The sequence below is a fragment of the Pseudomonas sp. V88_4 genome (assembly GCF_029967985.1).
GTDB lineage: Bacteria > Pseudomonadota > Gammaproteobacteria > Pseudomonadales > Pseudomonadaceae > Aquipseudomonas > Aquipseudomonas glycinae.
This window is the reverse complement of sequence record NZ_JASCAF010000044.1, coordinates 86,486-107,670: the sequence shown is the minus strand read 5'-3', so window position 1 is coordinate 107,670 and position 21,185 is coordinate 86,486. Positions and strand designations below refer to the sequence as shown.

Genomic DNA, 21,185 nt, shown 5'->3' with positions numbered 1-21,185 from the left:
CCCTCAACCCAGCAGCGAAATGTCGGCAACGCCCAGGAACAGGCCACGCAGACGCGCCAGCAGCGCGTAACGGTTGGCCCGCACATTGGCGTCTTCGGCATTGACCATCACCGCGTCGAAGAACGCGTCCACCGGCTCGCGCAGGGCGGCCAGGCGTGCCAGCGATTCGTTGTACTGACGCGCTGCGGCCATTGGCTGTACAGCCTGGTCCGCTTGCTGGATCGCCGAGTACAGCGAGAACTCGTTGGCGTTGTCGAAGTACTTGGCCTGGACTTCGGTCGGTACCGAGCCTTCCACCTTGCTCAACAGGTTCGATACGCGCTTGTTAACCGCCGCCAGCGCTGCCGCTTCCGGCAGTTTGCGGAAGGCCTGAACCGCTTGCACACGCTGGTCGAAGTCCAGCGCCGAACCCGGCTTCAGGGCACGTACCGACAGGTAGGTGGCGACATCCACGCCTTCGTCTTCGTAACGGGCACGCAGACGGTCGAAGATGAACTCCAGCACCGCGTCGTTCAGGCCGGCAGCCTTGACCTTGGCACCGAACGCATTCACGGCGAACGCCACGGCGTCGTTCAGGTCCAGATCCAGTTGTTTCTCGATCAGAATCCGCAGCACGCCCAGTGCTGCACGGCGCAGGGCATACGGGTCTTTGCTACCGGTCGGCAGCATGCCGATGCCGAAGATGCCGACCAGGGTGTCGAGCTTGTCGGCGATGGCCACGGCCGCACCGGTCAGGGTGGCTGGCAGTTCAGCGCCGGCACCGCGTGGCATGTACTGCTCGTTCAGCGCCAGGGCGACGTCTTCCGGCTCGCCGTCATTGAGGGCGTAGTAGTAGCCGGCGACACCTTGCATCTCCGGGAACTCGCCGACCATTTCGGTGGCCAGGTCGCACTTCGACAGCAGGCCTGCGCGGGCAGCCCACGAAGCGTTGCCGCCGATGCGTGCGGCGATGTACGCCGCCAGTTTCGACACGCGCTCGGCCTTGTCGTAGACGCTGCCGAGTTTTTCCTGGAACACCACGTTCTGCAGGCGATCGTTGAAGGCTTCGAGCTTCTGCTTCTTGTCCTGCTTGAAGAAAAACTCGGCGTCGGTGAGGCGTGGGCGAACCACCTTCTCGTTACCGGCGATGATCTGCTGCGGGTCTTTGGATTCGATGTTGGCCACAGTGATGAAACGCGGCAGCAACTTGCCGTCGGCATCCAGCAGGCAGAAGTACTTCTGGTTGTCCTGCATGGTGGTGATCAGCGCTTCCTGCGGCACGTCGAGGAAACGTTCCTCGAACGAGCACACCAGCGGCACCGGCCACTCGACCAGCGCGGTCACTTCGTCGAGCAACGCAGGAGGCACGATCGCGGTGCCTTCCTGACGGGTTGCCAGCTCTTCGGTGCGCTTGCTGATGATTTCGCGACGCTCGTTGGCATCGGCCAGCACGTAGGCGGCACGCAGGTCGGCCAGGTAGCTGGACGGCGAACCGATGCGCACGCTTTGCGGGTGATGGAAACGGTGGCCACGGGACTCACGGCCAGCCTTCTGCGCGAGGATCGTGCAGTCGATGACCTGGTCGCCGAGCAGCATTACCAGCCATTGGGTCGGACGCACGAACTCTTCCTTGCGCGCACCCCAACGCATGCGTTTCGGGATCGGCAGGTCGTTCAGCGAGTCTTCGACGATGGTCGGCAGCAGGCTGGCGGTCGGCTTGCCGGCGATGTTCTGGCTGTAGCGCAGTTTCGGACCGCTCTGGTCGATTTCGCTCAGCTCTACGCCGCACTTTTTGGCGAAGCCCAGTGCCGCTTGAGTCGGGTTGCCTTCGGCATCGAATGCGGCCTGACGTGGCGGGCCGTCGAGGTTGATGCTGCGATCCGGCTGCTGGGTGGCCAGCGCGGTGATCAGCACAGCCAGACGACGCGGCGCGGCGTAGACGGTTTTGCTCTCGTAATTCAGGCCGGCAGCTTGCAGGCCCTTGTCTATACCGGCCAGGAACGCTTCGGCCAGGGTATTCAGGGCTTTGGGTGGCAGTTCTTCGGTGCCCAGTTCAACCAGAAAATCTTGAGCACTCATTGTGCAGCCTCCAGCTTGGCCAGTACTTCGTCACGCAGGTCCGGGGTTGCCATCGGGAAGCCCAGCTTGGCGCGGGCCAGCAGGTAGGCTTGGGCGACGGAACGCGCCAGGGTGCGAACGCGCAGAATGTATTGCTGACGCGCAGTCACCGAGATCGCCCGGCGCGCATCCAGCAGGTTGAAGGTGTGCGAGGCCTTCAGGACCATTTCGTAGCTTGGCAACGGCAGCGGCTGGTCGAGTTCGATCAGGCGCTTGGCTTCGCTTTCATAGAAATCGAACAGCTCGAACAGCTTGTCGACGTTGGCGTGTTCGAAGTTGTAGGTGGACTGCTCCACTTCGTTCTGGTGGAACACGTCGCCGTAGGTCACTTTGCCGAACGGACCGTCAGCCCAGACCAGGTCGTAGACCGAATCCACGCCCTGCAGGTACATGGCCAGACGCTCCAGACCGTAGGTGATCTCGCCGGTCACCGGGTAGCACTCGATGCCGCCCGCCTGCTGGAAGTAAGTGAACTGGGTCACTTCCATGCCGTTCAGCCAGACTTCCCAGCCCAGACCCCAGGCGCCGAGAGTCGGCGATTCCCAGTTGTCTTCGACGAAGCGGATGTCGTGGACCAGCGGGTCCAGGCCGACATGCTTGAGCGAGCCCAGGTACAGCTCCTGGAAATTGTCCGGGTTCGGCTTCAGGACGACCTGGAACTGGTAGTAGTGCTGCAGACGGTTCGGGTTTTCGCCGTAACGGCCGTCAGTCGGACGGCGGCTTGGCTGCACGTAGGCGGCGTTCCAGGTTTCCGGGCCGATGGCGCGCAGGAATGTCGCGGTGTGGAAAGTGCCGGCGCCTACTTCCATATCGTAGGGCTGAAGTACCACACAACCTTGCTCGGCCCAGTATTGCTGGAGCGCGAGGATCAAGTCTTGGAAGGTACGCACGGCTGGCGTAGGCTGGCTCACGAAATTCACCTGTTTCTTGGGCTGCGATTTAAAGAGCGGGAGTATACCCGATTCAGTCGCACCTCCACCCCCTGGAGCCTTATGCCACGCTGCTTTTGGTGCAACGAAGATCCGCTGTACATGGCTTACCACGATCAGGAGTGGGGCACGCCGCTACGCGATGCGCAGGGTTTGTTCGAGTTGCTTTTGCTCGAAGGGTTCCAGGCCGGGCTTTCGTGGATCACCGTGCTGCGCAAACGTGAGCGATATCGCGAGGTGCTGTTCGGCTTCGACGTACAGCGCGTGGCGCAGATGAGCGACGCGGAAATCGATCAATTGATGCTCGATCCGGGGATCATCCGCAACCGCCTCAAGCTCAATGCCGCTCGACGCAACGCTCAGGCCTGGCTGGCGCTGGAAGATCCGGTGGCGTTCCTTTGGTCGTTTGTGGATAACCGCCCGGTGATCAATCATTTCAAGGATCGCAGCGAAGTCCCGGCCATTACCCCGCAAGCCGTGGCCATGAGCAAAGGCCTGAAAAAGGCCGGCTTCACCTTCGTCGGTCCAACCATTTGCTATGCGTTGATGCAGGCCTCGGGCATGGTCATGGATCACACTCAGGACTGCGACCGCTACGCGCAGCTCGCCAACGGCGGTTAGAATGGCCGCCTCGCGCACAGCACAAGATCAGGAGTGACCTGTGGAAAAGTTTAAAGGCGCCATGCTGGTTGGCGCTCTGCGGCTGTTTGCCCTGCTTCCGTGGCGGGCCGTGCAGGCCGTGGGTTCGGCGATCGGCTGGATCATGTGGAAAACCCCCAACCGTTCCCGGGATGTGGTGCGGATCAACCTGGCCAAATGTTTTCCACAGATGGATCCGGCCGAACGCGAGCGTCTGGTCGGCCAGAGCCTGAAAGACATCGGCAAGTCCCTGACCGAAAGCGCTTGCGCCTGGATCTGGCCGGCCCAGCGTTCCATTGACCTGGTGCGCGAGGTCGAAGGCCTCGACATCCTCAAGGATGCATTGGCGTCAGGCAAAGGCGTAGTCGGCATCACCAGCCACCTGGGCAACTGGGAAGTGCTCAACCACTTCTATTGCAGCCAGTGCAAACCGATCATTTTCTACCGCCCGCCCAAGCTCAAGGCTGTGGATGAATTGCTGCGCAAGCAGCGGGTGCAATTGGGCAACCGCGTAGCGGCGTCGACCAAGGAAGGCATTCTCAGTGTCATCAAGGAAGTGCGCAAGGGCGGTCAGGTGGGGATTCCTGCGGACCCGGAACCGGCCGAATCCGCCGGGATCTTCGTGCCGTTCTTCGCCACCCAGGCCCTGACCAGCAAGTTCGTGCCGAACATGCTCGCCGGTGGCAAAGCCGTTGGGGTGTTCCTGCATGCCCTGCGCCTGCCGGACGGTTCCGGTTACAAGGTGATCCTCGAAGCGGCGCCGGAAGCCATGTACAGCACCGACACCGAAACCTCCTGCGCGGCGATGAGTCAGGTGGTCGAGCGTTATGTGGCGGCTTATCCGAGCCAGTACATGTGGAGCATGAAGCGCTTCAAGAAGCGTCCTCCGGGTGAGGCGCGCTGGTACTGATCAGACCTGGGCAATTGTGGATAACCTGATCAAACGGGATATCCACAGCCGTCACGGTTTCTGCCGATCGAGCTTCTTCAGAAACACCGTCATTTCCTTCTCGGCCTGCTTGTCGCCATGGGCCCGGGCCGCTTCCACCCCCTGCTCCCACGCCTGCCGCGCAGCCGTCAGGTCACCCAGCGCCAGTTGCGCCTTGCCCAGCAGTTTCCAAGCAGCCGAATACTTCGGATCGAAGCCGACACACCGCTGGAAATGCTCGGCCGCCTTCGCATTGTCCCCCAGATCCAGATAGCCCTTGCCCAGGCCGAAGCGGAGCAGCGAGTTATCCACACCCTTGGCGAGCATTTTTTCCAGGGATTCGATCATCGGTGGACTCCTTGCATGAGAAGTGTCAGGTCAGAATCATGGTGTTGCTGAAACCGCCATCGCTGGCAAGCCAGCTCCCACAGAACCTTCGTTTGTTCACAATTGCCATGTTCACCCGAGAACGATGTGGGAGCTGGCTTGCCAGCGATGGGACCAGTGCAGTCAATGACGAAAATCAGAAGAAACTCAGGCCCACGTGGAACAGCTTCTCCACATCGCGAATATGCTTTTTATCCACAAGGAACAGGATCACGTGGTCGCCTGCTGCGATCACCGTGTCGTCGTGGGCAATGATCACTTCTTCATCGCGGATGATCGCGCCGATGGTGGTTCCCGGTGGCAGCGCGATGTTTTCGATGGCCTTGCCGATGACCTTGCTCGACTTCGAATCGCCATGGGCCACCGCTTCGATGGCTTCCGCCGCGCCCCGCCGCAACGAGTGCACGCTGACGATATCGCCGCGCCGCACGTGGGCCAGCAAGGTGCCGATGGTCGCCAGTTGCGGGCTGATGGCGATGTCGATGTCGCCGCCCTGGATCAGGTCGACGTAGGCCGGGTTGTTGATGATCGTCATTACCTTCTTCGCGCCCAGACGCTTGGCCAGCAGCGACGACATGATGTTGGCTTCGTCATCGTTGGTCAGCGCGAGGAAGATGTCCGCGTCGGCGATGTTCTCTTCCAGCAGCAGGTCGCGATCCGACGCGCTGCCCTGCAGCACCACGGTGCTGTCGAGGGTATCGGAGAGATAACGGCAGCGTGCCGGGTTCATCTCGATGATCTTTACCTGATAGCGGCTTTCGATGGCCTCGGCCAGGCGCTCGCCGATCTGCCCGCCGCCGGCGATGACGATGCGTTTGTAGCTTTCGTCGAGCCGGCGCATTTCGCTCATCACCGCGCGAATGTTCGCACGGGCGGCGATGAAGAAGACTTCGTCGTCGGCCTCGATCACCGTGTCGCCCTGAGGAAGGATTGGTCGGTCGCGGCGGAAAATCGCGGCCACTCGGGTTTCCACATTCGGCATGTGCTCGCGCAACTGGCGCAGTTGCTGGCCTACCAGCGGCCCGCCGTAATAGGCGCGCACCGCGACCAGTTGCGCCTGGCCTTCGGCGAAATCGATCACCTGCAACGCGCCAGGGTGCTGGATCAAACGCTTGATGTAGTTGGTGACGACCTGCTCGGGACTGATCAGCACGTCGACCGGAATCGCCTCGTTCTGGAACAGTTGCTCCTCGCGGGTGAGGTACGAAGCTTCGCGCACCCGGGCAATCTTGGTCGGGGTGTGGAACAGGGTGTGAGCAACCTGGCAGGCAACCATGTTGGTTTCGTCGCTGTTGGTCACCGCCACCAGCATGTCGGCGTCGTCGGCACCGGCCTGACGCAGCACGGTCGGCAGCGAGCCACGGCCCTGCACGGTGCGGATGTCGAGGCGGTCGCCAAGATCGCGCAGACGGTCGCCGTCAGTGTCGACCACCGTGATGTCGTTGGCCTCGCTGGCCAGATGTTCAGCCAGCGAACCGCCGACCTGTCCCGCACCGAGGATGATGATTTTCATCCAGTCACTCCGTTGAATCCGTTTAGCCGCGCGCGGCAGCGATCTTGATCAGCTTGGCGTAATAGAACCCGTCATGCCCGCCCTGCTGGGCCAGCAATTGGCGACCATGGGGCTGCTTGATCCCGGCGGCGGTGGCCAGATCCAGTTCCCGGGCACCCGGTGTGCGCTCAAGGAACGCGGCGATCACTTCGGTGTTCTCGGTCGGCAAGGTCGAGCAGGTGGCGTAGAGCAGGATGCCGCCCACTTCGAGGGTTTTCCACATCGCGTCGAGCAGTTCGCCTTGCAGTTGCGCGAGGGCAGCGATGTCGTCGGCCTGACGGGTCAGCTTGATGTCCGGGTGACGGCGGATCACCCCGGTGGCCGAGCACGGCGCGTCGAGCAGGATGCGCTGGAACGGTTTGCCGTCCCACCACGCTGCCGTGTCGCGACCGTCGGCGGCGATCAGTTCGGCGTTCAGGCCGAGACGCTCAAGGTTTTCCTTCACTCGCACCAGACGTTTGGCTTCCAGGTCCACCGCCACCACGCCGGCCAGCGCCGGTTCGGCTTCGAGGATGTGGCACGTCTTGCCGCCCGGTGCACAGCAGGCGTCCAGCACTCGCTGGCCCGGTGCGAGGTCGAGCAGGTCGGCGGCCAGTTGCGCGGCTTCATCCTGCACGCTGATCCAGCCTTCGGCGAAGCCCGGCAGGCTGCGCACGTCGGCGGCGGCCTCCAGCACGATACCGTCGCGACTGAAAATGCACGGCTGCGCGGCGATACCCGCTTCAGTCAGCAGACCCAGGTACGCGTCCCGGCTGTGATGACGGCGGTTGACCCGCAGGATCATCGGCGGATGCGCGTTGTTGGCTTCGCAGATGGCTTCCCATTGCTCAGGCCAGAAGGCCTTCAGGGATTTTTGCAGCCAGCGCGGGTGAGCGGTGCGCACCACCGGATCGCGTTCCAGTTCGGCGAAGATCGCCTCATGTTCGCGCTGGGCATTGCGCAGTACGGCGTTGAGCAAGCCTTTGGCCCACGGTTTTTTCAGCTTGTCGGCGCAACCGACGGTTTCGCCGATGGCGGCGTGTGGCGGGACGCGGGTATAGAGCAGTTGATAGAGACCGACCAGCAGCAGCGCCTCGACATCGGCGTCCGCCGCCTTGAACGGCTTTTGCAGCAGTTTTTCCGCCAGCGCCGACAACCGTGGCTGCCAGCGCGCGGTGCCGAACGCCAGATCCTGAGTGAAGCCGCGATCGCGATCCTCGACCTTGTCCAGTTGTGTAGGCAGGGAGCTGTTGAGCGAAGCCTTGCCACTGAGAACAGCGGCGAGTGCCTTGGCGGCGGCCAGACGCGGGTTCATTGCGCGTCCACCGCTGCACCCAGCACGATGCCGGTGGCGAATTTCTCACGACGGCTGTTGAACAGATCGCTGAAGTTAAGCGCCTTGCCGCCGGGCAATTGCAGACGGGTCAGGCACAGCGCCTGTTCGCCACAGGCGACGATCAGACCGTCCTTGCTGGCGCCGAGGATGGTGCCCGGTGCGCCTTTGCCTTCGGCCAGTGTCGCTGCCAGCACTTTCAGCGCTTCGCCGTTGAGCGTGCTATGGGTGATCGGCCATGGATTGAAGGCACGGACCAGACGTTCCAGCTCAACGGCCGGGCGGCTCCAGTCGATGCGTGCTTCGTCCTTGTTCAGTTTGTGTGCGTAGGTGGCGAGTTCGTCGTTCTGCACTTCGCCTTCCAGGGTGCCGGCGGCCAGACCGGCAATTGCCTGCACCACGGCGGGCGGGCCCATTTCGGCCAGGCGATCATGGAGGCTGCCGCCGGTGTCTTCGGCGCTGATCGGGGTCACGACTTTAAGCAGCATCGGCCCGGTATCCAGGCCGGCTTCCATGCGCATCACGGTCACGCCGCTCTCGGCGTCGCCCGCTTCCACGGCGCGCTGGATCGGCGCCGCACCGCGCCAGCGTGGCAGCAGCGAGGCGTGGCTGTTGATGCAACCCAGACGCGGAATATCCAGCACTGCTTGCGGCAGAATCAGGCCGTAGGCAACCACCACCATCAAATCCGGCTTGAGCGCAGCGAGCTCGGCCTGAGCGTCGGCGTTGCGCAGGGTCGGCGGCTGCAACACCTGGATATTGTTTTCCAGGGCAAGCTGTTTGACCGGGCTCGGCATCAGTTTTTGTCCGCGACCGGCCGGGCGATCCGGTTGGGTGTAGACCGCAACGATCTCGTAAGGGCTGTCCAGCAGGGCCTTGAGGTGTTCGGCGGCGAATTCCGGGGTGCCGGCAAAAACGATGCGCAGTGGCTCAGTCATGGGGGAGTCTCATAAAAAGAAAAAGGCTTGCCGCAGCAAGCCTTTGGAGAGGGGCATCAAGCGTTCTGGCGGTGCTGCTTTTCCAGTTTCTTCTTGATCCGGTCGCGTTTGAGCGTGGACAGGTAATCGACGAACAACTTGCCGTTGAGGTGGTCGCATTCGTGCTGGATGCACACCGCGAGCAGGCCTTCGGCGATCAGTTCATAAGGCTTGCCGTCACGGTCCAGAGCCTTGATCTTGACCTTCTGCGGGCGGTCGACGTTTTCGTAGAAACCCGGCACCGAGAGGCAGCCTTCCTGGTATTGCTCCATTTCGTCGGTCAGCGATTCGAACTCGGGGTTGATGAACACCCGGGGTTCGGTGCGGTCTTCGGAAAGGTCCATCACGACGATACGTTTGTGCACGTTGACCTGGGTCGCGGCAAGGCCGATGCCCGGCGCTTCATACATTGTTTCAAACATGTCATCGACCAGTTGACGCACTTCGTCGTCCACTACAGCCACAGGTTTGGCGATAGTGCGCAGACGCGGGTCCGGAAATTCGAGGATGTTCAAAATGGCCATAAGCTTGATTGCTGCACGTGTGAGGTAAAGTCGGGCGATGGCCTGGCGGGTCCGAAGATGCAGGCTACCGTTGTGAAACGTAGCTCCTTGATTTTCAGCATAGAGCAGGGAGCGAGCCACGGGGGCTCTGGCGTTTCACGCGAACGCACATAATAAAGGGATTCACCGCATGAGGAAATCACTACTCGCCCTGCTGTTTCTGGCCTCGGCCGGCGCCGCGCACGGGCAAGTGCAACTCAAGGAAGGTTTTCCACAGCAATACACGGTGGTTTCGGGGGACACGCTCTGGGACATCTCCGGTAAATATTTGCGCGAACCCTGGCAGTGGCCGCAGCTGTGGCGGGCCAATCCGCAGATCGAAAACCCCAACCTGATCTATCCGGGCGACACGCTGACACTCACTTACGTCAACGGCCAGCCGCGCCTGACTGTCAATCGCGGTGAGTCTCGCGGCACCATCAAATTGTCGCCGCGCATCCGCACCAGCCCGGTGGCCGAGGCGATTCCGAGCATTCCGCTCAAATCCATCAACAGCTTTCTGCTGAGCAACCGCATCGTCGACAAGGTCGAGGACTTCGACAAGGCGCCGTACATCGTCGCCGGCGATGCCGAACGGGTGCTCAGCGGCACCGGCGACCGGATCTTCGCTCGAGGCCATTTCGACCCCAATCAGCCGGTCTACGGCATCTTCCGCCAGGGCAAGGTCTACACCGATCCGCAGACCAAGGAGTTTCTGGGGATCAACGCCGACGACATCGGCGGCGGCGAAATCGTCGCCACTGAAGGAGACGTCGCCACCCTCGCCCTGCAACGCACGACCCAGGAAGTGCGCCTCGGTGATCGCTTGTTCAGCGGCGAGGAGCGATCAATCAACTCGACCTTCATGCCCAGCGCTCCCGCCACTGACATCAATGGCCTGATCATCGATGTGCCGCGCGGCGTCACTCAAATCGGCGCGATGGACGTGGTGACCCTGAACAAGGGCAAACGCGACGGCCTGGCCGAGGGCAACGTGCTGGTGGTGATGAAAACCGGGGAAACCGTGCGCGACCGAATCACTGGCCAGCCACTGAAAATTCCCGATGAACGCGCCGGATTGCTGATGGTGTTCCGCACCTACGACAAACTCAGTTACGGCCTCGTGCTGAACGCATCGCGCTCGCTCGCGGTGCTGGACAAGGTGCGAAATCCTTAGCTGGCTTCACAAGTTACCAACAGAGTTATCCACAGCTTGTTCCGAAAGGTTCGGGCCTTATAACGATCAAGGATGATCCATGATGATGCCTTTCTCTGCGTCGGTTTCCCCGGCGGAACTGGAAGCGCGCCTGCGCCTGCACCGCTTGCCGGAAGTCGGTCCCAAACGTTTTGCCAAACTGCTCGAAGCCTTCGGCTCTGCCTCCAAGGCAATCAGCGCGCCGGCCAGCGCCTGGCGCTCGCTGGGTTTGCCGGCGGCTTGTGCCGAGGCCCGGCGCTGTCCTGAAGTTCGCGACGGCGCCAGCCACGCATTGCGCTGGCTAGAGCGTGCGGGTCAACATTTGCTGATGTGGGATCACCCGGATTACCCGGCCTTGCTGGCGCAGATTCCCGACCCGCCGCCCCTGCTGTTTGTCGCTGGCGACCCGCAGATTCTGGAAAAACCGCAACTGGCGATGGTCGGCAGTCGACGTGCTTCACGCCCTGGCATGGACACCGCCGCTGCGTTTTCCCGCAGCCTCGCCGGGGCCGGGTTCGTTATCACCAGCGGTCTGGCGCTGGGCATCGATGCGGCGGCGCATCAAGCCGCTGTCGACGTCGGCGGGCAGACGATCGGCGTGCTCGGTACCGGCCTGGAAAACTTTTATCCACAGCGCAATCGGCGGTTGGCGGACGTGATGATTGCGTCCGGCAGTGCGGTGGTTTCGGAATTTCCTCTGGACACCGGGCCGACGGCCAGCAACTTCCCAAGACGCAATCGGATCATCAGCGGCTTGTCCCTTGGCGTGCTGGTGGTCGAGGCCAGCGTGGCCAGCGGTTCGTTGATCACTGCGCGGCTGGCGGCGGAACAGGGTCGCGAGGTATACGCCATTCCGGGGTCGATCCATCACCCCGGCGCTCGCGGCTGTCATCAACTGATCCGTGACGGAGCCGTGTTGGTGGAAACCATCGAGCACATTCTCGAAGCCCTGCGCGGCTGGCAGCATCTGCCGGTATCCACAGCCGAAGCGAATCCGGAGAACCCGTTGTTGAGCTTGTTGCACGCGGCGCCACACACCAGCGAAGGTCTGGCCGACAGCAGTGGCTGGGCGTTGCCCAAAGTGTTGGCGGCATTGACCGAACTGGAGATGGATGGCCGCGCCGTTTGCGAAAACGGCCGCTGGTTTGCACGCGCAAGCTAGGTTTTACATTGAAGATCGGTAAACTGCGCGAAACCTGTTTGCGGAGAGTTTTTCATGGTCAACAGTTGGCGTGTGCAACAAGCCGCACGAGAGATTCGCGCCGGGGCGGTGATTGCCTATCCAACCGAAGCCGTCTGGGGGCTGGGGTGCGATCCTTGGAATGAAGAGGCGGTGGATCGTCTGTTGGCGATCAAGAACCGTTCGGTGGACAAGGGGTTGATCCTGGTCGCCGACAACATTCGTCAGTTCGATTTTCTGTTCGAGGATTTCCCCCAGGACTGGATCGACCGCATGGCCAGCACCTGGCCCGGCCCGAACACCTGGCTGGTGCCGCATCAGAACCTGCTGCCGGAGTGGGTGACCGGGGTGCATGACACCGTGGCGCTGCGGGTCAGCGATCATCCGCAGGTGCGGGATCTGTGCTCGCTGGTGGGACCGTTGATTTCGACGTCGGCCAATCCGCAAGGGCGGCCGGCAGCGCGCACGCGCTTGCGGGTCGAGCAGTATTTCCGTGGTCAGGTCGATCTGGTGCTCGGCGGAGCGCTTGGCGGTCGCAAGAACCCGAGCCTGATTCGGGATCTTGCCACCGGTAATATCGTGCGCCCGGCCTGAGGCCGGGTGCCTTCAATCGCCGGCTTGCCGGCGATGACGCCTTAAGGCAGTAAAACAGTCGAACCTGTCGTGCGCCGCGCCGACAGCTCGGTTTGCGCTTTCGCCGCGTCAGCCAGTGGATAACGCTGGCTGATATCCACTTTCAGCTTGCCGCTGATGATCATCCCGAACAGCTCATCCGCCATGCGCTGCAGGTTCTCGGCGTTGTTGGCGTAGGTCGCCAGGGTCGGCCGGGTGACGTACAGCGAACCTTTCGCCGCCAGAATCCCCAGGTTCACGCCGTCCACCGCGCCCGACGCATTGCCGAAGCTCACGAGCAGGCCACGGGGCGCCACGCTGTCGAGCGACGCTGGCCAGGTGTCCTTGCCGACGCCGTCATAGACCACCGGGACTTTTTTTCCGTCGGTCAACTCCAGTACCCGTTGGGCGACGTTTTCGTGGCTGTAATCGATGGTTTCCCAGGCGCCGTGGGCCTTGGCCAGATCGGCTTTGGCTTTCGAGCTGACAGTGCCGATCAGCTTCACGCCCAGGGCCTTGGCCCATTGGCAGGCAAGCAGGCCGACACCTCCGGCCGCCGCGTGGAACAGAATGGTTTCGCCACCCTTGAGTTCGTAGGTCTGGCGCAGCAGGTACTGCACGGTCAGGCCCTTGAGCATCACGCCGGCGGCGGTTTCGAAGCTGATGGCGTCCGGCAGGTGAACCAGATTCGCTTCCGGCAGGACGTGGACATCGCTATAAGCACCCAGTGGACCACTGCCGTAAGCCACGCGGTCACCGACCTTGAACCGGGTGACCTCGCTGCCCACTGCTTCGACAATGCCGGCGCCTTCGGCACCCACGCCCGACGGCAAGGCCGGTGGCGCGTACAGACCGCTGCGGTAGTAGGTGTCGATGAAGTTCAGGCCGATGGCCTTGTTGCTCACGCGAACCTGCTGCGGACCGGGTTCGGCCGGTTGATAGTCAACGTACTCGAGCACTTCGGGGCCGCCGTGGGCGCGGAACTGGATTCGCTTGGCCATCTGCCTACTCCTTGGGTCATTCGGGAAGGTCCCTATCGAACGCTCATGCTTGATCTTCGTCAACTGCGGCGTGCCGGTTTGCGATGGTATGCTACGCGCCCATTTGCGCGGGGCGCCGCGCAGTTCCGCCCGATCCAAGGTGAAGCCATGACGACCCGCACCGACGCCGTAAAGGCCTATCTGCTCGACCTGCAAGACCGCATCTGCGCCGCGCTGGAAACTGAAGACGGCGGCACGCGCTTCGTCGAAGACGCCTGGACCCGTCCGGCCGGCGGTGGCGGTCGGACCCGGGTGATCGAGAACGGCACAGTGATCGAAAAGGGCGGCGTCAATTTTTCCCACGTCTTCGGCAGTGGCCTGCCACCGTCCGCCAGTGCCCATCGGCCGGAGCTGGCCGGGCGTGGTTTCGAAGCCCTCGGCGTGTCGCTGGTGATCCACCCGCACAACCCGCATGTGCCGACGTCCCACGCCAACGTGCGTTTTTTCATCGCCGAGAAGGAAGGTGAAGAACCGGTCTGGTGGTTCGGCGGTGGCTTTGACCTGACCCCGTATTACGGCAACGAAGAAGACTGCATTCATTGGCACCGCGTTGCCGAACAGGCGTGCGCGCCGTTCGGTCCGGACGTCTACCCGCGCTACAAGGCCTGGTGCGACACCTACTTCCACATCAAGCATCGCCACGAGCCGCGCGGCATCGGCGGCCTGTTCTTCGATGACCTGAACGAGTGGGATTTCGACACCAGTTTCGCCTTCATGCGCGCCATCGGCGATGCGTACATCGACGCTTACCTGCCGATCGTGCAGCGCCGCAAAAACGACGCCTTCACCGCCAAACAGCGCGAGTTCCAGGAATTCCGCCGCGGTCGCTACGTCGAGTTCAACCTGGTTTACGACCGTGGAACCCTGTTCGGCCTGCAATCGGGCGGGCGTACCGAATCGATCCTGATGTCGCTGCCACCGCAAGTGCGCTGGGCCTACGACTGGAAAGCCGAGCCGGGCAGCGAAGAAGCGCGCCTGACCGAGTACTTCCTGCAAGACCGCGACTGGCTGGCCCAGGCCTGAGGACTTCTGATGGATCGTTACGTCGTTTTCGGTAACCCGATCGGCCACAGCAAGTCGCCGATGATTCACAAACTGTTCGCCGAACAGACCGGGCAGAGCCTCGACTACAGCACCCTGCTGGCGCCGCTCGACGATTTTTCCGGCTGCGCCACGGCGTTTTTCCAGGAAGGTCGCGGCGCCAACGTGACCGTGCCGTTCAAGGAAGATGCTTATCGCCTGGCCAACAGCCTGACCGCCCGCGCCGAACGCGCGGGTGCGGTGAACACTTTGAGCAAGCTCGACGACGGCAGCCTGCTCGGCGATAACACCGACGGCGCCGGGCTGGTGCGCGACCTGACGGTCAACGCCGGGTTCAGCCTCACCGGCAAACGCATTCTGCTGCTCGGCGCCGGTGGCGCGGTGCGCGGTGCGCTGGAGCCGTTACTGGCGGAGAAACCGGCCTCGGTGATCATCGCCAACCGCACAGTGGACAAGGCCGAGCTGCTGGCCGAACTGTTCTGCGACCTGGGGCCAGTGTCGGCAAGCGGTTTCGACTGGTTGCGCGAGCCGGTGGACGTGATCATCAACGCCACCTCCGCCAGCCTCACCGGCGATGTGCCGCCGATTGCCCCAAGCCTGATCCAACCCGGCAAAACGCTGTGCTACGACATGATGTACGGCAAGGAACCGACCGCGTTCTGCCGCTGGGCCAGCGAGCACGGCGCAGGCGTGGTGATGGATGGCTTGGGCATGCTGGCGGAGCAGGCTGCCGAGGCGTTTTTCCTGTGGCGCGGTGTGCGTCCCGACACGGCGCCAGTGCTGGCTGAGCTACGCCGCCAACTGGCACTTTAAAAGCATCGCTGGCAAGCCAGCTGCCACAGGGATTCAGCTGATCCTGGTGGGAGCTGGCTTGCCAGCGATGGAAGTCGACACTGAATATCAGATCAATCCTCAAAGCGGATCGGACATTTCTCCGGCCCTTCGAGCTTGCGCAATTCCTCCACCACCTGCGGTCGCGCCTGGCGCAAGGTCAGGCTGCGATCCTGGCGCAGCAGGCGCCGGGCTTCCTGATGGAGCATTTCCACGCCTGAATAGTCGATGAAGTTGATCTGTTGCGCCTCGATCACCACCCGCGCGCCATGCATCCGTTGCAGGCGCACTTGCAGGTAGTGGCTGGCGCCGAAAAAGATCGAGCCGCCGACCCGTAGCACATCGTCCTCGCCATCACGCCAATGCTGCACCCTGGGTTGCGAGGTGCGCTTAAGGTAGAAAAACAGCGAGGCCAGCACGCCGGCATAGATCGCCGTCTGCAACTCCAGCAGCAACGTGGCGACGCAGGTCAGGCTCATCACCACAAATTCCGCCCGGCTGACCCGCAGCAACGCACGGATGCCGCGATGATCCACCAGTCCCCAGGCAATCAGCAGAATGCTGCCGGCCATGGCCGGAATCGGAATGTGCGCGATCAGCCCGGCACCGAAAATCGCGAACAACGCCACCCACAACGCCGAAAACACCCCGGCCAGCGGCGAGCAGGCCCCGGCCTCATAACTCAGCCCGGAACGGGTGAACGAGCCGGCGGACAGCGATCCCGAAAAGAACGCCCCGACAATGTTCGAAAGACCCTGCGCGCGGACTTCCTGATTGGCATCGAGCAGCTGTTGCGAGCGCGCGGAAATCGAACGGGCAATCGACAGGCTGGTGACCAGCCCGAGCATGCCCACCGCCACGGCGCTGGGCAGCAGGCGCAGGATCAGGTCCATATCCAGCGGCAATCCACTGAACGGTGGCAGGCGCCCGACAAACGCGCTGACCAATTGAACATGGCCGAACATCGCCGGCCACAGCCACACCACCAGACTGCCGAGCACCAAGGTCATCAACAGCGTCGGCCAGCGTGGCAGCCATTGTTTGAGCAAGGCGCCAACCACCACCGTCGCCCCACCGAGGACAAGTGACGGTTTATCCACAGCCCCGAGGTGGCGCAGCAGATCCATCAGACTGTCCAGCGCCGTGGCCTTGGCCGGCAGCTCCAGTCCCAGCAGATTCGGCAATTGGCCGATGGCGATCACCACTGCCGCGCCGAGGGTGAAACCCAGCACCACGGAATGCGAGACAAAATTCACCAGCGCGCCAAAGCGCAACAGGCCGAGCAGCCACTGGAAAATCCCCGCGAGGAAGGTCAGCAGCAGGATCAGGGTGATGTAGTCCTGCGATGCCGGCACGGCCAGTGGGCTGACGCTGGCAAACAGCACAATCGAAATCGCTGCTGTCGGGCCGCAGATCAGATGCCACGACGAACCCCACAGGCAGGCGATCAACACCGGAACGATGGCGGCGTAGAGCCCGTATTCCGGTGGGAGACCGGCGATCAGGGCGTAGGCAATCGACTGGGGCAACGCGAGAATCGCGCCGCTGAGGCCGACGACCAGGTCGCGCCCGACGCTGGCGCGGGTCTGCCGCGGCAGCCAGGTCAGGAAGGGGAACAGTGAGCGACGGCTGGGGAGGGCCATGGATCCTCGCGGGTGAAATTTTGCGCATTGTACGCAGCCCGGGACGCGGAGCGTGCATTGCGGCATTCCCACGCAGAGCGTGGGAACGATCGGCCCGCGCAGTTACAGTTTGGCTTTAACTGCCGGCAACGCATCTTTGCCGTCCACGGTCTTCACGCCATCAAGCCACTTATCCAACACCCCCGGATTCGCCTTGATCCAAGCCTTCACCGCCTCCGCATTGCTGACCTTCTTGTTCACCACCTCGGCCATGATGCTGTTCTCCATCTCCTGAGTGAACGAAAGATTGGTCAGCAATTTACCCACATTCGGACAGGCTTCGGCGTAACCCTTGCGGGTCAGGGTGTAGACGCTGCCGGTGTCGCCAAAGTACTTCTCGCCGCCCTTGAGGTAATGCATTTTCAGCTGCACGTTCATCGGGTGCGGGGTCCAGCCGAGGAAGGTGACGAACTTCTGCTTCTTCACCGCCCGCGACACTTCGGCCAGCATCGCCTGTTCGCTGGACTCGATCAGCTTCCACTGGCCCAGGTCGAAGTCGTTCTTCTTGATGATCTCTTGCAGCGAAATGTTCGCCGGCGCGCCAGAGCCGATGCCGTAGATCTTCTTCTCGAATTTATCGGCGTACTTGTTCAGGTCGGCAAAGTTATGCACACCCGCATCCCACACGTAATCCGGCACGGCCAGGGTGAATTCGGTTCCGTCTAGGTTCTTCGCCAGTTGCGTGACGTCCCCGGTGGCGACGAACTTGTCGTAGAAACCCTGCTGCGCCGGCATCCAGTTGCCGAGGAACACATCGACCTGGCCATCCTTCAAGCCGCCGAAGGTGATCGGCACCGCGAGCGTGTCGACCTTGGCCTTGTAGCCCATGCCATCGAGCAGAAACCCGGTGATGGCGTTGGTCGCGGCGATGTCGCTCCAGCCCGGATCGGCCATTTTCACCGTGTCGCAGCTCTCGGCGAACGCGGATGCGCTGCCCAGTGCCAGCAGACTGACCGTCACGACTGTGGATAACTTGACCATGGACTTCCCCTTAACGTTATTGGTTTTGGCAGGGTTGTGGATAACGGGCCTTGCGCTCCAGGTCATCGAGATCGATGTGGTTGCGCATGTATTGCTGACTGGCGTCCACCAGCGGCTGGTGATCCCAGCTCTTCAGTTTGCCGATCGTCAGCGCCTCGGCGACGAAACGCCGGCGGCGCTGGCTTTCGAGGACTTCGCGGTGGATGGCCGGGATGTCCCACTTGGCCCGCGCTTCGGCGAGAAAATCGTCGAACAGTTGGCGATGTTGTGGCGATTGGCTGAGTTCTTCCTGCTCGCGTGGATCGTTATCCACATCGAAGAGTAGGCAAGGGTCGGTTTCGCTGTAGATAAATTTGTAGGCGCCACGCCGGATCATCATCAGCGGGCTGACGGTGCCTTCGGCCATGTATTCGCCGAACACTTCGTCGTGACCGCCTTGCCCGTTCAGGTGCGGAACCAGCGAGCGGCCGTCCAGCGGCAGATTCGGTTCCAGGCTACCGCCAGCCAGTTCGACGAAGGTCGGCAACAGGTCGGCGGTAGAGACGGCAGCGCTGACACGGCCCGATTTGAACTGACCGGGTGCACTTATCAACAGGGGAACCCGCGCGGCCATTTCGAACCAGTGCATTTTGTACCAGAGGCCCTTCTCGCCGAGCATGTCGCCATGGTCACCGGAAAACACGATGACCGTGTCGTCCACCAGTCCACAATCTTCGAGAGTTTGCAGAAGTTTGCCGACGTTGGCGTCGATATAGCTGCAAGCACCGAAGTAGGCACGGCGCGCATCGCGAATTTTATCCACAGGCAGCGGCTTGTCCCACAGGTCATAAACCTTGAGCAAGCGCTGTGAGTGCGGATCGAGCGAATGTTGGTCCGGCGTCGTCGGAAGCGGGATATCCGCCTCGTCGTACAAATCCCAGAATGCCTTGGGAATCGTGTACGGATCGTGCGGGTGAGTCATCGACACAGTCAGGCAGAACGGCTGGTCGCCGTCTTCGCGAATGTGGTCGTACAGATATTGCTGAGCCTTGAACACCACCTCTTCATCGAAGTCGAGCTGGTTGGTGCGCACGCACGGCCCGGCCTGCAACACCGAAGACATGTTGTGGTACCAGCTCGGCCGCACATCGGGCTCGTCCCAGTTCACCGCCCAGCCGTAGTCGGCCGGGTAGATATCACTGGTCAGGCGTTCTTCGTAACCGTGCAGTTGATCGGGGCCGCAGAAGTGCATCTTGCCGGAGAGTGCGGTGCGGTAACCGAGGCGGCGCAGGTAATGGGCGTAGGTGGGAATGTCGGCGGGGAAATCGGCGGCGTTGTCGTAGGCGCCGATCTTGCTCGGCAACTGCCCGCTGACCAGGGTGAAACGCGACGGTGCGCACAGCGGGCTGTTGCAGTACGCGGCATCGAACACCACGCCTTGTTCGGCGAGGCGGCTGAGATTCGGCAGTTTGATTGGCGACGGGCCGTAGAACGGCAACATTGGCGCGGCCATTTGATCGGCCATGATGAAAAGAATGTTCTTGCGCTTCATGTGATCGCGGCATTCCATAGTGAATATTTATGCGACATTGCTGCGATCGAGCATGGATTCCCCGCGATATCCGGTAAAGCCCGCGCCGGACAATGACTAGGATAAGCACAGCTTATGTATGACGCCCTCGGTGATTTGTCGCTGGACCTGCTGCGCGCCTTCGAGGCGGCGGCCCGTCATCGCAGTTTTACCGCTGCGGCGGTGGAGCTCGGCACGACCCAACCGGCCATCAGCCAGCAGATCAAGCGGCTTGAGGAACAGCTCGGGACGCGGCTGTTCGACCGCATCTACCGGGGCATCGAACTGACCGAGGTCGGCTCGATCCTGTTCGAGCAGGTTACCCTCGGTTTGCAGAATATCGACGCAGGATTGAGCGCGATCAGCACGCAGCAGCAACATGAAGTACTGCAGGTCGCCACCGATTTCGCCTTCGCCGCGTATTGGCTGATGCCGCGTCTGCACCGCTTCCATGAAGCTTATCCACAGGTGGACGTGAGCCTGGTCACCAGCGAGCGCAATCACAACATGCTGCGCCCGGATATCGACGTTGCCGTACTGTTTGGCGACGGTCGCTTCAAACAGGGCGAAAGTCACTGGCTATTCAGCGAAGAAGTGTTTCCGGTGTGCAGTCCGCAATTGCTCAAGGATCGTTCCCTGCCCTTGCCGGCCCAGGCATTGATGGAGTTTCCGCTGCTGCACCTGCGCGGGGAAAACAGCAGTAACTGGTTCGACTGGAGCGGTCTGTTCCGCGCGCTGAACATCAGCACGCCGCCGGCCCCGGGCCAGTTGCGCTTCGACAATTACACCTTGCTGATTCAAGCAGCGATTGGCGGTCAGGGCGTGGCAATCGGCTGGCGCCACCTTGTGGATAACTTGCTCACCCAGGGTTTGTTGTGCCGACCGATCGCCGAAACCACCCTGTCGCGCCTCGGTTATTACGTGGTGCTGCCGCAGCGCAAACGTCGGGGCGCGTTGATCCAGACGTTCGTGGATTGGCTGATGGCCGAACAAGCCAGCAGCGCCGAATCCCTGGCCGGGCTGCCGTTGCCGTCGATTGCTGTGTAACGGTTCAAGAAGCGGCGACAAAATCCACGTGCTGGCGCAGATGCAAATTCAGCCGCAGCTCATCGGCAATGCCCACCGCCACCCGGTTCAGGCGCTCCAGCGGTTCTGCCAGGCCCGATTCAAGCGTGCGGCCGACCTGACTGAAATGCTCGATCGTCAGCCCGGCCACGCCGCGCGGTGCGTTCACCAGCGTCCAGTGCAGCGGGCTGCTTTGCAGGGCTTCGCGCACCTCTTGAGCGGCGTGGCGTTGCAGCGGGTCGGCGTTTTCCGGATCGTCCAGTGCTTCGAATTCGCCGATGACAAACAGCCGCGAGACGTTCGCCGCCTGCAGCCCGTCGATCAACGCATCCACCGCCAGCACCTGTTCCACCGGCCCCAACACCACGGATTTCTCGACATGATCGCTGCTCAGCGGCAAGCCCGGCGCATTCAGCAGGCAGATCACTGCCGAGCTGCCGGCGACACTCTGGTTGACCCGCTCGGCATCGAGCAGGTCGCCGCTTTTAGTGCGCAGACCCGGCCGAGGCGCGAGCGCCGTCAAATCGTCGAGGATCGCGATGACTTCATGCTGGCGACGCAGCAGTTCAGCCATCAACGCACTGCCCAAGCTACTCATGGCACCATAGAGCACCACTTTCACCGCCGGGGTTTCGGCATTTTTCAT

The 21,185-nt window shown here is 62.2% G+C and carries 20 protein-coding genes; 8 read left to right on the top strand and 12 right to left on the bottom strand.

The window, feature by feature from the left end; all coding sequences use genetic code 11:
- Positions 1 to 3: 3 nt before the first annotated feature.
- Together glyS and glyQ are read right to left on the bottom strand one after the other, a co-directional pair.
- Positions 4 to 2,058: a glycine--tRNA ligase subunit beta gene (gene glyS, locus QLG12_RS21700; RefSeq protein ID WP_064379634.1), complete on the bottom strand. Its 2,055-nt coding sequence runs from the start codon at positions 2,056 to 2,058 to the stop codon at positions 4 to 6.
- Positions 2,055 to 3,008: a glycine--tRNA ligase subunit alpha gene (gene glyQ / locus QLG12_RS21695; RefSeq protein WP_003187265.1), complete on the bottom strand. Its 954-nt coding sequence runs from the start codon at positions 3,006 to 3,008 to the stop codon at positions 2,055 to 2,057. Before glyQ ends, glyS begins: the two co-directional genes overlap by 4 nt.
- Positions 3,009 to 3,089: 81 nt before the next feature.
- Between glyQ and tag the strand changes: the two genes are divergently transcribed.
- The gene (gene tag / locus QLG12_RS21690; protein ID WP_064379633.1) at positions 3,090 to 3,647 is read left to right on the top strand and encodes a DNA-3-methyladenine glycosylase I; all 558 of its coding nucleotides are present in this window, start codon (positions 3,090 to 3,092) and stop codon (positions 3,645 to 3,647) included.
- Between the two features lie 40 nt (positions 3,648 to 3,687).
- On the top strand, positions 3,688 to 4,575 hold the full coding sequence (locus QLG12_RS21685; protein WP_085713088.1) for a lysophospholipid acyltransferase: 888 nt from the start codon (positions 3,688 to 3,690) through the stop codon (positions 4,573 to 4,575).
- A 51-nt stretch (positions 4,576 to 4,626) separates the two neighbouring features.
- Here QLG12_RS21685 and QLG12_RS21680 read toward each other — a convergent pair whose 3' ends face one another.
- From QLG12_RS21680 to def, 5 genes are all read right to left on the bottom strand, one after another.
- A complete protein-coding gene (locus tag QLG12_RS21680; protein ID WP_236192496.1) occupies positions 4,627 to 4,941 on the bottom strand; it encodes a tetratricopeptide repeat protein in 315 nt (104 codons plus the stop codon).
- Positions 4,942 to 5,116: 175 nt separating this feature from the next.
- On the bottom strand, positions 5,117 to 6,493 hold the full coding sequence (trkA, locus tag QLG12_RS21675; RefSeq protein WP_064379627.1) for a Trk system potassium transporter TrkA: 1,377 nt from the start codon (positions 6,491 to 6,493) through the stop codon (positions 5,117 to 5,119).
- A gap of 22 nt (positions 6,494 to 6,515) precedes the next feature.
- Positions 6,516 to 7,826: a 16S rRNA (cytosine(967)-C(5))-methyltransferase RsmB gene (rsmB, locus tag QLG12_RS21670; RefSeq protein ID WP_197868975.1), complete on the bottom strand. Its 1,311-nt coding sequence runs from the start codon at positions 7,824 to 7,826 to the stop codon at positions 6,516 to 6,518.
- Positions 7,823 to 8,782 (bottom strand): methionyl-tRNA formyltransferase, encoded by a 960-nt coding sequence (gene fmt, locus QLG12_RS21665; protein WP_011331745.1) that lies wholly within the window; start codon positions 8,780 to 8,782, stop codon positions 7,823 to 7,825. The genes rsmB and fmt overlap by 4 nt, the downstream gene beginning before the upstream one ends.
- A 56-nt stretch (positions 8,783 to 8,838) precedes the next feature.
- Complete coding sequence (gene def, locus QLG12_RS21660) at positions 8,839 to 9,345, bottom strand: peptide deformylase (RefSeq protein ID WP_007954104.1); 507 nt, start codon at positions 9,343 to 9,345, stop codon at positions 8,839 to 8,841.
- Positions 9,346 to 9,514: 169 nt separating this feature from the next.
- On the opposite strand from def, the gene QLG12_RS21655 reads away from it, so the two are divergent.
- The 3 genes from QLG12_RS21655 to QLG12_RS21645 all read left to right on the top strand — a co-directional run bounded on the left by QLG12_RS21655 (position 9,515) and on the right by QLG12_RS21645 (position 12,332).
- Positions 9,515 to 10,540, top strand: a complete 1,026-nt coding sequence (locus QLG12_RS21655) for a LysM domain-containing protein (protein WP_282475205.1) — start codon at positions 9,515 to 9,517, stop codon at positions 10,538 to 10,540.
- Between the two features lie 79 nt (positions 10,541 to 10,619).
- A complete protein-coding gene (gene dprA / locus QLG12_RS21650; RefSeq protein ID WP_282475204.1) occupies positions 10,620 to 11,720 on the top strand; it encodes a DNA-processing protein DprA in 1,101 nt (366 codons plus the stop codon).
- A 54-nt stretch (positions 11,721 to 11,774) separates the two neighbouring features.
- Positions 11,775 to 12,332, top strand: a complete 558-nt coding sequence (locus QLG12_RS21645) for an L-threonylcarbamoyladenylate synthase (RefSeq protein WP_011331748.1) — start codon at positions 11,775 to 11,777, stop codon at positions 12,330 to 12,332.
- Between the two features lie 41 nt (positions 12,333 to 12,373).
- Here QLG12_RS21645 and QLG12_RS21640 read toward each other — a convergent pair whose 3' ends face one another.
- The gene (locus QLG12_RS21640) at positions 12,374 to 13,351 is read right to left on the bottom strand and encodes an NADPH:quinone reductase (RefSeq protein ID WP_282475203.1); all 978 of its coding nucleotides are present in this window, start codon (positions 13,349 to 13,351) and stop codon (positions 12,374 to 12,376) included.
- A gap of 147 nt (positions 13,352 to 13,498) precedes the next feature.
- On the opposite strand from QLG12_RS21640, the gene hemF reads away from it, so the two are divergent.
- Together hemF and aroE are read left to right on the top strand one after the other, a co-directional pair.
- Positions 13,499 to 14,413, top strand: coding sequence for an oxygen-dependent coproporphyrinogen oxidase (hemF, locus tag QLG12_RS21635; RefSeq protein WP_007954079.1), 915 nt, complete (start codon positions 13,499 to 13,501; stop codon positions 14,411 to 14,413).
- A 9-nt stretch (positions 14,414 to 14,422) separates the two neighbouring features.
- The gene (gene aroE, locus QLG12_RS21630; RefSeq protein WP_236192510.1) at positions 14,423 to 15,244 is read left to right on the top strand and encodes a shikimate dehydrogenase; all 822 of its coding nucleotides are present in this window, start codon (positions 14,423 to 14,425) and stop codon (positions 15,242 to 15,244) included.
- Between the two features lie 92 nt (positions 15,245 to 15,336).
- On the opposite strand, the gene QLG12_RS21625 is transcribed toward aroE, so the two are convergent.
- The 3 genes from QLG12_RS21625 to betC all read right to left on the bottom strand — a co-directional run bounded on the left by QLG12_RS21625 (position 15,337) and on the right by betC (position 19,456).
- Positions 15,337 to 16,905 carry a SulP family inorganic anion transporter gene (locus tag QLG12_RS21625; RefSeq protein WP_197868981.1) on the bottom strand — a complete coding sequence of 523 codons (1,569 nt, stop codon included), beginning with the start codon at positions 16,903 to 16,905 and terminating at the stop codon, positions 15,337 to 15,339.
- A 102-nt stretch (positions 16,906 to 17,007) separates the two neighbouring features.
- Positions 17,008 to 17,925 (bottom strand): choline ABC transporter substrate-binding protein, encoded by a 918-nt coding sequence (choX, locus tag QLG12_RS21620; protein ID WP_197868982.1) that lies wholly within the window; start codon positions 17,923 to 17,925, stop codon positions 17,008 to 17,010.
- Between the two features lie 16 nt (positions 17,926 to 17,941).
- Positions 17,942 to 19,456, bottom strand: coding sequence for a choline-sulfatase (gene betC / locus QLG12_RS21615; RefSeq protein ID WP_197868983.1), 1,515 nt, complete (start codon positions 19,454 to 19,456; stop codon positions 17,942 to 17,944).
- 114 nt (positions 19,457 to 19,570) lie between these two features.
- Between betC and QLG12_RS21610 the strand changes: the two genes are divergently transcribed.
- Entirely contained in the window at positions 19,571 to 20,521 is a 951-nt protein-coding gene (locus tag QLG12_RS21610; RefSeq protein ID WP_282475202.1) for a LysR family transcriptional regulator, read from the top strand.
- Between the two features lie 4 nt (positions 20,522 to 20,525).
- On the opposite strand, the gene QLG12_RS21605 is transcribed toward QLG12_RS21610, so the two are convergent.
- Positions 20,526 to 21,185 carry an NAD(P)H-binding protein gene (locus QLG12_RS21605; protein ID WP_197868985.1) on the bottom strand — a complete coding sequence of 220 codons (660 nt, stop codon included), beginning with the start codon at positions 21,183 to 21,185 and terminating at the stop codon, positions 20,526 to 20,528.